Source organism: Ruegeria sp. HKCCD7255 (assembly GCF_013031565.1).
In the GTDB taxonomy this organism is placed as follows: Bacteria; Pseudomonadota; Alphaproteobacteria; order Rhodobacterales; family Rhodobacteraceae; genus Ruegeria.
Genome location: NZ_WQAG01000019.1, coordinates 26,965 through 38,499, shown reverse-complemented (window position 1 = coordinate 38,499; position 11,535 = coordinate 26,965). Strand labels below are relative to the sequence as shown.

Genomic DNA, 11,535 nt, shown 5'->3' with positions numbered 1-11,535 from the left:
TTTTCTCACCTTCCATTAGTCTTAAGAGTATCTGAAATCGCCCTGGATGAGCCATAGCCTTTGCGAAACTGGCGACCTCTTGGACATGCTCTTTCATCTGCTCTTGCAAGGTGCATCTCCTATTGGCCGTTTGCTGGCTCCAGCCGAACCTTTGACACTTCTCCATCTACCAATGTTCATTTCGCTGCTGATGTCTTAGGTTGTTTGCCCCGCCTAACGCTACAACTTTTACGCCGAAGCGCATCACCTGCTTAAGTATCACGGAAAAACGACCAGGGCTTTCTGCCACTTTTGACAGGTTGTCGGTGAGTAAATATGAATCAGCATTAGTAAGACGCTGAGCCCGTCTAAATTTGGCGTCCTATCATCAAAAATTCGGGGGATAAATTAGGGGATAAAAACACGCCGCTAAAAATAACTATTTTAATTCAATAATTTGCGGGAATATTTGGTGCCCAGGAGAGGACTCGAACCTCCACGTCCATACGGACACTAGCACCTGAAGCTAGCGCGTCTACCAATTCCGCCACCTGGGCAGGTGTCGTGGAGGGGCGTTTAAGCCGAGTGGCCGGGGGCGTCAACCTGATTCAGGCAGTTTTTGAAAGTTTTTTGAACCGGCGTTTGACAGACTGTTGAACTGGGTCAGCGCGACGCAATTGCAGCTTGTTTGCACGACGCGAGAACGCTACATCAATTCAGGACCCAGACAGCAGGAGCGCCATCATGTCCAAACTGGTCACGGTATACGGTGGATCGGGATTTGTCGGCCGGTATATCACGCGTCGACTGGCAGCCGGGGGCTGGCGTGTTCGGGTGGCTGTGCGGCGACCGAATGAGGCGATGTTTGTGCGCCCCTATGGTGCGGTGGGGCAGGTCGAACCTGTCTTGTGCAACATTCGCGACGATGCCTCGGTTGATGCTGTCATGCATGGAGCAGACGCGGTGGTCAATTGCGTGGGCATCCTGAGCGAGATGGGCAAGAACGAATTCGACAGCGTGCAGGCCGAGGGCGCTGAACGTGTCGCGCGATTGGCAGCGGCGAATGGCATTCCCCGGATGGTGCATGTGTCGGCAATTGGTGCCGATGCGGACGCCGCCAGCGCGTATTCCCGCACAAAAGCCGAAGGCGAGGCCGGAGTTCTGGCCCATATGCCCAACGCGATCATCCTGCGCCCTTCTGTGATTTTTGGTCCCGAAGATCAGTTCTTTAACCGGTTTGCAGCCATGACACGGATGGGTCCGTTTCTGCCTTTGGTCGGGGCCGAGACCAGGTTCCAGCCGGTTTATGTGGACGATGTGGCTCAGGCAGCAGTCAAAGGCGTATTGGGACAAGCTGCCCCCGGCACCTATGAGTTGGGCGGGCCCGAAGTTGCGACTTTCCGCGCGCTGATGCAGCAAATGTTGGATGTGATCCATCGCCGTCGCGTGATCCTGTCGGTGCCCTTCTTTGCGGCGCGTATCATGGCTGGTGTCCTGGACATCCTCAAATTCGTCAGTTTCCAGCTGTTCCCGAACAATATCCTGACGCGTGATCAGTTGAAAAACCTGGCTCGTGACAATGCTGTGGCGGATGATGCAAAAGGCTTTGCCGAATTGGGTATCCGCCCCACGGCGCTTGAGGCTGTTTTGCCAGAATACCTTTGGAAATACCGTCCGAATGGTCAGTACGATGACATTCAGAACTCGGCCCAGAACCTGCGCAGCTGATCAGCTATAGGCGATCACCAACAGAATGAAGCCCACGATCACCCGATAGATCACATAGGGTGTGAAGCTGATACTGCGCAGCAGGCGCATCATGAGTGTCAGCGCAAGCAAGGCAGCAATGAACGCAAATGCGGCCGCGATAGCACCGTCCTTGGCCAATTGCGCATCCGCTTGACGGATCACATCGACCGACAGCAGCGCACCCGAGGCCAGAATCGTCGGGATCGACATGAGCATGGCGATGCGTGCGCCGTCTTCGCGAGAATATCCTAGCTGCCGAGCGCCGGTGATTGTGATCCCGGATCGCGACGTGCCGGGGATCAGTGCCAGAACTTGCCACAGACCCATGACAACCGCATCACGGATCCCCCAATCTGCGGCTGTTTTGGTCTGCGCACCGCGCTGATCCATCACGTATAAGACCAGGCCAAAGCCCAACATTGCCCAGCCTATTACGGCAACCGACCGCATCGCCTCGTTCCAGCCTGTGACATGCAGGACCAGACCGACAAGTACAACTGGGATAGTCGCGATCCCAAGGCACAACGCCAAACGCGCCTGAGGAGAGGTGATCCGTCCCGATAAGACCTGCGGTATTCCGATCAGAGCCTGTTTTACATCCTGCCAGAAATACAGAACCACCGCCCCAAGTGTTCCAACGTGCACGGCTACGTCGATCGCCAACCCCTGATCGTCCAAGCCGGTCAGGCCGGGGAGAAGAATAAGATGTCCCGATGACGAAATTGGCAGAAATTCAGTGACCCCCTGAATGATCGCCACGAGAATCAATTGAAAAAGACTCATCAACCCAGCCGTGAAATTGTAACGCTAAACTTGGGTTCAATGGGTATTCTTGTGACGTCAGAAAGGGAAGAGCTCATAATAGGTCCGATTCGGTTCTATTTTCCGCACATTTTTTCCGAAAATTGGTGGTGCGGGGCGGTATTTTGTCATTTATGTCAGTAATACTGACTTTTCATCCTCTACCCTATCCCCTAAACAGGCGCGACCAAGCCAATTCATGGAGTCTGACCCGTGGCCAAGCAACCGATGCTCAAGTTTGTGCAGATCGATCGCGACATGCCGGAAAAGCGTGCCGCAGACGACCGCCGAGAAGACTTTGACGAAATCTATGCGGAATATGCCGCCGAGAAGGCCGCTGAGCAGGCCAGCCGGTGCAGCCAGTGCGGTGTGCCTTATTGTCAGTCGCATTGCCCCTTGCACAACAACATCCCTGACTGGCTGCGCCTCACTGCAACCGGTCGGTTGGAAGAGGCGTATGAGACCAGCCAAGCCACCAATACCTTCCCGGAAATCTGTGGCCGCATCTGCCCGCAGGATCGCCTGTGTGAAGGTAATTGTGTGATCGAGCAATCGGGGCATGGTACGGTCACCATTGGCACGATTGAAAAATACATCACCGATACCGCTTGGGACAAAGGCTGGGTGAAGCCCGTGACACCGAGCTTCGAGCGCGGCGAAAGCGTTGGCATTATCGGCGGAGGCCCCGGTGGCCTTGCCGCGGCCGACATGTTGCGGCGCGCGGGTATTCAGGTGACCGTCTATGACCGCTACGACCGCGCAGGTGGATTGCTGATGTATGGCATTCCGGGGTTCAAACTGGAAAAAGACGTGGTTCAGCGGCGCAACGAATTGCTGGCCGATGGCGGGGTCGAGTTTGTTTTGAACTGCGACGTCGATGCCGACAAGTTTCAAGAGATCCGCAGCAAGCATGACGCTGTGATCATTGCCACGGGTGTCTATAAATCGCGTGACCTTTCAATGCTTGGCAGCGGGTTGAACGGGATTGAAAAGGCCATTGATTTCCTCACGGCCTCAAACCGCAAAAGCTTTGGCGACGATGTTGAAGACTTCGACAATGGCCGCCTGAATGCAGCAGGCAAAAAGGTCGTGGTCATTGGCGGTGGTGATACCGCCATGGATTGTGTGCGCACCTCGGTACGACAGGGCGCGACCTCGGTCAAATGCCTTTATCGCCGTGACCGTGCTAACATGCCTGGTTCACAGCGCGAAACGCAAAACGCCGAAGAAGAAGGCGTGATCTTTGAGTGGTTGAGCGCGCCCAAAGGCTTTACTGGAGACGATAAGGTTTCGGGCGTCATGGTGCAGAAAATGCGTTTGGGTCAACCCGATGCCTCGGGCCGCCAAGCCCCCGAAGTGATCGAGGGCGCTGATTATGTCGAAGAGGCTGATCTGGTGATCAAGGCGCTGGGCTTTGAGCCTGAAGACCTGCCCACCTTGTTCGGCCAGCCCGATCTGCCTGTGACCCGCTGGGGCACCGTCAAGGCGGCGTTCCAAACCGGCGCGACCGAGATGGACGGCGTCTATGCCATCGGCGACATCGTACGCGGTGCGTCACTGGTGGTGTGGGCCATCCGCGACGGGCGCGACTGCGCGGATGCAATCATCGACCGGTTCAACGCCAAGGCGGCAGTCGCAGCGGAATAACGGCCCGCAGCAGATCTCATCAAAACATGCTCCGTAAGGGGCGGCGTTCGCAGCCGGACGCCAGCACAGATCAAACCCGGGGACGACGCAGCGATGCCCCTCGGAAGAAGGAGACAGCCAATGACCAAATACGATGCCGATTGGGTGCGGGCGGAAGAGAACAAGCGCAAGTGGATGGTGGAAAATGGTCTCTATTCCGAGGAGGAAGAGCATTCGTCCTGCGGCGTCGGGCTTGTTGTGTCCGTCGACGGAAAGCCGTCGCGCAAGGTAGTTGACGCTGGCATTGATGCGCTCAAGGCGATTTGGCACCGGGGTGCGGTGGATGCGGATGGTAAAACCGGTGACGGCGCAGGGATCCATGTGCAGATCCCGGTTTCGTTTTTCTACGACCAGATCCGTCGCACCGGGCATGAACCCAAGCTGGATCAGCTGATCGCGGTCGGTCAGGTCTTTCTACCGCGGACCGATTTCGGTGCGCAGGAACAATGCCGGACGATTGTTGAAACCGAAGTGCTGCGCATGGGTTACTACATCTATGGATGGCGCCATGTGCCGGTTGATGTGACCTGTCTGGGTGAAAAGGCCAACGCGACCCGCCCCGAGATCGAACAAATCCTGATCTCGAACTCCAAAGGTGTGGACGAAGAGACATTCGAGCGCGAGCTGTATGTCATCCGTCGCCGTATCGAAAAAGCGGCGGCAGCGGTGGGAATTTCGGGCCTGTATCTGGCGTCGCTGTCCTGCCGGTCGATCATCTACAAGGGCATGATGCTGGCCGAGCAGGTTGCGGTATTCTATCCCGACCTGATGGACGAGCGGTTCGAATCTGCCTTTGCCATTTATCACCAGCGGTATTCTACAAACACCTTCCCGCAATGGTGGCTGGCGCAACCATTCCGCATGTTGGCCCATAACGGCGAGATCAACACGCTGAAGGGCAACATCAACTGGATGAAAAGCCACGAGATCCGCATGGCTAGCGGCACCTTTGGCGACTATGCCGAAGACATCAAGCCGATCATCGCCGGAGGATCGTCGGATTCGGCCGCATTAGACTCGGTTTTTGAGGTTTTGGTGCGTGCAGGCCGTTCCGCGCCCATGGCGAAAACCATGCTGGTGCCGGAAAGCTGGTCCAAACAGGCGGTCGAACTGCCGCAAGCCTGGCGGGACATGTATTCCTATTGCAACTCGGTGATGGAGCCGTGGGATGGTCCGGCGGCTTTGGCGATGACCGATGGCCGTTGGGTCTGTGCCGGGTTGGACCGGAACGGCCTGCGCCCGATGCGCTATGTGGTCACCGGTGACGGGCTGGTCATCGCTGGATCTGAGGCGGGCATGGTGCCCATCGACGAATCCAGCGTTGTCGAAAAGGGCGCGCTTGGCCCCGGTCAAATGCTGGCCGTCGACATGAAAAAGGGCAAGCTGTACCGTGACAAGCAGATCAAGGACAAACTGGCCCGGGCGCTGCCGTTTGGTGAATGGGTCGCCAAGATCAACGATCTGGATGAATCGCTGGCAGGCGTAACCGAAACCCCGATCTTCTCGGGCGCAGAGCTGCGCAAGCGGCAAATCGCAGCCGGGTATTCGGTTGAGGAACTGGAACAGATCCTAGCGCCGATGGCCGAAGATGGCAAAGAATCTCTGGCCTCTATGGGCGATGATACCCCTTCGGCGGTTCTGTCCAAGCAATACCGCCCGCTCAGCCATTTCTTCCGGCAGAATTTCAGCCAGGTGACAAACCCGCCGATCGACAGTTTGCGCGAATACCGTGTGATGTCGCTGAAGACGCGGTTTGCCAACCTCAAGAACGTTTTGGACGAAGATAGCAGCCAGACCGAAATCGTGGTTCTGGAAAGCCCCTTTGTCGGCAATGCGCAATGGGACAAGCTAGTCGAAAGCTTCGACGCGCCGCTGGCAGAGATTGACTGCAGCTTCGAGCCTGGACAAGGCGCGCTCAGCGCCGCTTTGGCCCGTGTCAGAGCCGAAGCAGAAGAGGCCGTGCGCTCGGGTGCTGGGCATCTGGTTCTGTCAGACATGAATTCAGGCGAAGGCCGCGTGGCGATGCCGATGATCCTGGCAACCAGTGCGGTGCATTCGCATCTGACGCGGCAAGGGCTGCGGACCTTCTGTTCGCTGAACGTGCGGTCAGCGGAATGTGTTGATCCGCACTATTTCGCCGTCCTGATCGGTTGCGGAGCGACCGTTGTAAACGCTTATTTGGCCGAAGATTCGCTGGCCGACCGCATTGATCGTGGCTTGCTGGATGGCACTTTGACCGAGAATGTCGCGCGCTATCGCGAAGCCATTGACCAAGGTCTGCTGAAGATCATGGCCAAGATGGGGATCTCGGTGATTTCTTCCTATCGCGGTGGTCTGAACTTTGAGGCCGTTGGCCTCAGCCGTGCGATGGTGGCTGAGTACTTCCCCGGCATGACCAGCCGTATTTCAGGCATCGGTGTTACCGGGATCCAGACCAAGCTTGAAGAGATTCACGCCAAAGGTTGGGACAGTGGATTGGACGTGTTGCCCATCGGCGGTTTCTACAAGGCGCGCCAGTCGGGTGAGACCCATGCGTGGGAAGCGACCTCGATGCATATGATGCAGATGGCCTGTAACAGAGCCTCATATGAGCTGTGGAAGCAGTATTCGGCCAAGATGCAATCGAACCCGCCGATCCATCTGCGCGATCTGATGGATTTCAAACCAATGGGCAAACCGGTGCCGATTGAAGAGGTCGAATCGATCACCTCGATCCGCAAACGCTTTGTCACGCCGGGCATGAGCCTTGGCGCATTGAGCCCCGAGGCCCACAAGACGCTGAACGTGGCGATGAACCGGATCGGGGCCAAGTCCGACTCGGGTGAGGGTGGGGAAGATCCCGCGCATTTCGTGCCCGAGCCCAATGGCGACAACCCGTCTGCCAAGATCAAACAGGTGGCCTCGGGCCGGTTTGGTGTGACGGCTGAGTACCTCAACCAATGTGAGGAACTTGAGATCAAAGTGGCCCAGGGGGCGAAACCGGGTGAAGGCGGTCAGCTGCCAGGCATGAAGGTCACCGACCTGATCGCACGTCTGCGCCATTCGACCAAGGGCGTAACCCTGATCTCTCCGCCGCCGCATCACGATATCTATTCGATCGAGGATCTGGCGCAGCTGATCTATGACCTCAAGCAGATCAATCCGCGCTGCAAGGTGACCGTGAAACTGGTGGCGTCCTCAGGCGTGGGCACGATTGCTGCCGGTGTGGCCAAGGCCAAGGCGGACGTGATCCTGATCTCGGGCCATAATGGCGGCACCGGGGCCTCGCCCGCGACCAGCATCAAATATGCCGGTCTGCCATGGGAGATGGGCCTGACCGAGGCGCATCAGGTTCTGGCGATGAACAACCTGCGCGACCGCGTGACCTTGCGCACCGATGGCGGGTTGCGCACCGGGCGCGACATCGTCATGGCCGCGATGATGGGGGCCGAGGAATACGGGATCGGCACTGCCGCGCTGATCGCGATGGGCTGTATCATGGTGCGTCAATGCCAGTCGAACACCTGCCCGGTTGGCGTCTGTACGCAGGACGAAAGCTTGCGCGCCAAATTCACCGGCAATGCGGATAAGGTCGTCAACCTGATCACCTTCTATGCGCAGGAAGTGCGCGAGCTGCTGGCCAGCCTGGGCGCGCGGTCCATTGACGAGATCATCGGGCGCGCGGACCTTCTGGCGCAGGTCAGCCGGGGTTCAGCGCATCTGGATGATCTGGACCTCAACCCGTTGCTGATCACTGTCGATGGCGCACATGACATCGTTTATGACCGCGAAAAAGAGCGCAACGCGGTACCCGATACGCTGGACGCCGAGATCGTGCGTGACGCCGCCCGGTTCCTGAAAGACGGTGAAAAAATGCAGCTGTCCTATGCAGTGCAGAACACGCACCGGACCGTGGGCACGCGCGTCTCCAGCCATATCGTGCAGAATTTTGGAATGCGGAACACGTTCCAGGACGACCACCTGCATGTGAAACTGCAAGGCTCGGCCGGTCAGTCTTTGGGCGCGTTTGCAGCACCGGGTCTCAAGCTTGAAGTTTCGGGCGACGCCAATGACTATGTTGGCAAGGGCCTGTCGGGGGGCACCATTGTCGTGCGCCCGCCACAGATCAGCCCCTTGAAAGCGGATGAGAACACCATCATCGGCAACACCGTTCTTTACGGGGCCACCGACGGCCACCTGTTCGCCGCAGGCCGCGCGGGTGAACGCTTTGCGGTCCGCAACTCGGGCGCCAAAGTGGTGATCGAGGGCTGCGGGTCGAACGGGTGTGAATACATGACCGGCGGTGTAGCCGTCATTCTGGGTGAGATCGGTGCCAACTTTGGCGCTGGCATGACCGGCGGCATGGCTTACCTGTACGACCCCGATGGCAAAGCAGAGGCGTTGATGAATCTGGAAACGCTGGTGACCTGCCCGGTAACGGTGGACCATTGGGAAGATCAGCTGAGATCGCTTGTCGAACGTCACGCGGCAGAAACGCACAGCCGTAAGGCAGCCGACATATTGCAGCACTGGGATGTGGAAAGGGGTAACTTTATTCAGGTCTGCCCCAAGGAAATGCTGAACAAGCTCAGCCATCCGCTGACCAACGAAGTTGAGGCTGTTCCAGCGGAGTAGGCCTACTTGTCGAACACGTTCCAAAGCCCTGCGTGACTCAGAAACCACGCAGGGCTTTTCGTTTTCGACGCCAATTTGTGTCAAATCTTGCGATCCAACACCTAAAACGCCTAGCTTTGGCCACGGTTTCTTCGGGAACGCGCAATAGAATGCCTGGTGATACCCCGGCAGAAGTGGATTCTGAATGCCTACGACGTATACAGATCAGTTCTTTGTGCTCGACCCAGCAAACCCCGGTGCCAACGGTACCGTAGTCGGGTCGACTCTGACCGTTTCGCAATTTGATATTGTTGATCAGAATGACAACGGTCTGATCAATCGATTGAATAACGATTCCGTCGATGGGCAGGACATAACGGCATCCTACTTCGACGATATCGTGACGATCCAACTGCCAGGTGGTGGTCAGGTGACCTATACAGGGGTGACGTTTTATCTGGCCGACGGTCGTGAGGTTTTCACGCCAACCGACGGTCAGCTTCTGCAGCAAGGGACCTTTGTCAGTTCGTCTGTTACCGATTTCAGCGATACCGGTGGGTCTTTTGGTTCGGTGGACATTGCCGGTGGCGAATTGGCGCCGCCCTGTTTTACTGCGGGGACATTGATCGAAACGCCGAAGTGTCAGCGCAGAGTTGAAGACTTGCAGCCCGGTGATCTGGTCATGACTCTGGATCGTGGTGCGCAGCCGTTGTTGTGGACCGGAAAAACAACGGTTGCGGCAAATGACACGTTTGCGCCGGTCAGGTTTTCAGCAGGCACCTTTGGCTTGTCACACCCATTGTTGGTATCGCCGCAGCATCGCATGTTAATCGACGACTGGCGCGCGCAGTATTTCTATGGTCATTCCGAAATTCTGATTGCAGCGCATTGTTTGGTAAACGGCGATACGGTCACGCGCGCTCCGGTGGATGAGATCGACTATTACCATCTTTTGTTTGATCGCCATGAAATCATCTTCGCAAATGGTGCCAAGAACGAAAGCTATTACCCAGGGCACGCTGTGACGCAGGCTGAACGGCGGACGCAGGCTGAAATACTGGCATTATTTCCGGAATTAAGCCGGACCGAGCTGGGCAACTCCAAAACTGTTCGACCAGTCATTCGCCCAAGAGAGGCGCGGTTGATCGCGAATTAGGCCGTTCCAAATCGCCAAGTCGCGACGTATAGAAAAAACATGGCAAAGAAAGCAGCGCGCAAAACGCGTGGGAAAAAGAAGCAGGCATCAAAATCGAAAACCGGCCGGTCGCTGTTTGCGCGGCTGCGGCGTTGGATTGTGATGGCTGCATTGGGTTTTGCGGCCTTTGTTCTTGCACTGGTTTTGCTGTTTTCCGTGGTCAATCCACCGGTCACGCACACGATCTGGTCGGAATGGCGCAGGTTGGGCAAGGTCGAACGAGAATGGGTTCCGATTGAAGAGATCTCTCCGGTCATGGCGCGGTCGGTTGTGGCGGCAGAGGATGCGAACTTCTGTCTGCATTGGGGCTTTGACGTCGAAGCCATTCGCGACGCGCTGGAAGACGGTGGCGGCCGGGGCGCCTCGACCATATCGCAGCAAGTGGTCAAGAATGTTTTCCTCTGGCAAGGGCGCAGCTGGGTCCGCAAAGCGGTTGAAACCTCGATCACGCCGGTGGTCGAGATGGTCTGGACCAAAGAGCGTATTCTTGAGGTCTATCTGAACGTGGCAGAGACCGGGCAGGGCGTGTTTGGCGTTGAGGCCGCGGCACAGCAGTATTTTGGAACCAGTGCCGATAAGCTGACCCCGGTACAGGCCGCGCGACTGGCAGCGATCCTGCCGTCACCGCGCAACCGATCGGTCACCGACCCCTCGGCCCGGACCCGCAGGCGTGCCGCTGCAATCATGGACGGGGCGGCCACCATCCGCGCAGATGGTCGCGCGGATTGTTTCGAGGATTGAAACTCTGCCCCCTGAACGGCTAAAGCTGGTGGGGTCAAAGCTGGTTTCGAGTGGAATTTCATGGCGCGTCTGTTTCACGTCCCCCTATCCCCTTATTGCCGAAAAGTGCGGTTATCGCTTGCCGAGAAAAAGATCGAGGTCGAGCTTGTCGAGGAGAGGTATTGGGAACAGGATCCCGACTTCCTGCGTCGCAACCCGGCAGGCAAGGTCCCGGTTTTGCGACTGGACGGGCAGATCATGTCGGAAAGCACCGCGATCTGTGAGTATATCGAAGAGACCCGGCCAGAGCCGCCCTTGATGCCCAAATCACCCGAAGCGCGGTTCGAAGTCCGCCGTCTTGTGGGCTGGTTCGATGATAAGTTCCATCATGAAGTGACAGCGAACCTGCTTTATGAACGGGTCAACAAGAAGGTCACCGGGCAAGGCTACCCTGACAGCAAGAATGTCAAAGCCGGGGCCAAGGCGATCAAGTACCATCTGGACTACATGGCCTGGCTGCTGGATCACCGCCGCTGGCTGGCCGGCGATCAGATGACATTGGCTGATTTTGCCGCTGCTGCGCACCTTTCGGCGCTGGATTACATCTCGGACGTGGATTGGAACCGGAGCTCGGCGGTCAAGGATTGGTATGCCAAAATCAAGTCGCGTCCGGCCTTTCGCTCGATCCTGGCGGATCAGGTGCCCGGGTTCCGGCCACCGCCCCATTATGCTGACCTGGATTTCTGATCGGGCGGAATCGAAAGGGGGGCCGTCTGCCCTCCATCGCGCCGGGGCGCGTTTCCCCGCGAGGA

The 11,535-nt window shown here is 57.4% G+C and carries 7 protein-coding genes and 1 tRNA gene; 6 read left to right on the top strand and 2 right to left on the bottom strand.

Annotated features, from left to right (window positions below):
• Positions 1 to 449: 449 nt before the first annotated feature.
• Positions 450 to 536 (bottom strand) — tRNA-Leu (locus GOX45_RS21370).
• A gap of 187 nt (positions 537 to 723) precedes the next feature.
• Here GOX45_RS21370 and GOX45_RS21365 point away from each other — a divergent pair.
• Positions 724 to 1,707 (top strand): complex I NDUFA9 subunit family protein, encoded by a 984-nt coding sequence (locus GOX45_RS21365; RefSeq protein ID WP_171103925.1) that lies wholly within the window; start codon positions 724 to 726, stop codon positions 1,705 to 1,707.
• Here GOX45_RS21365 and GOX45_RS21360 read toward each other — a convergent pair whose 3' ends face one another.
• Positions 1,708 to 2,511, bottom strand: coding sequence for an undecaprenyl-diphosphate phosphatase (locus GOX45_RS21360; RefSeq protein WP_171103923.1), 804 nt, complete (start codon positions 2,509 to 2,511; stop codon positions 1,708 to 1,710).
• Between the two features lie 231 nt (positions 2,512 to 2,742).
• On the opposite strand from GOX45_RS21360, the gene GOX45_RS21355 reads away from it, so the two are divergent.
• The 5 genes from GOX45_RS21355 (at position 2,743) to GOX45_RS21335 (ending at position 11,470) form a co-directional block, all read left to right on the top strand.
• On the top strand, positions 2,743 to 4,176 hold the full coding sequence (locus GOX45_RS21355) for an NAD(P)-dependent oxidoreductase (RefSeq protein ID WP_171103921.1): 1,434 nt from the start codon (positions 2,743 to 2,745) through the stop codon (positions 4,174 to 4,176).
• A gap of 120 nt (positions 4,177 to 4,296) precedes the next feature.
• Complete coding sequence (gene gltB / locus GOX45_RS21350; protein WP_171103918.1) at positions 4,297 to 8,829, top strand: glutamate synthase large subunit; 4,533 nt, start codon at positions 4,297 to 4,299, stop codon at positions 8,827 to 8,829.
• A 184-nt stretch (positions 8,830 to 9,013) separates the two neighbouring features.
• Positions 9,014 to 9,964 carry a Hint domain-containing protein gene (locus GOX45_RS21345; RefSeq protein WP_171103917.1) on the top strand — a complete coding sequence of 317 codons (951 nt, stop codon included), beginning with the start codon at positions 9,014 to 9,016 and terminating at the stop codon, positions 9,962 to 9,964.
• Positions 9,965 to 10,003: 39 nt separating this feature from the next.
• A complete protein-coding gene (gene mtgA / locus GOX45_RS21340) occupies positions 10,004 to 10,744 on the top strand; it encodes a monofunctional biosynthetic peptidoglycan transglycosylase (RefSeq protein ID WP_171103915.1) in 741 nt (246 codons plus the stop codon).
• Positions 10,745 to 10,804: 60 nt separating this feature from the next.
• A complete protein-coding gene (locus GOX45_RS21335; protein WP_171103914.1) occupies positions 10,805 to 11,470 on the top strand; it encodes a glutathione S-transferase family protein in 666 nt (221 codons plus the stop codon).
• Positions 11,471 to 11,535: the final 65 nt, after the last annotated feature.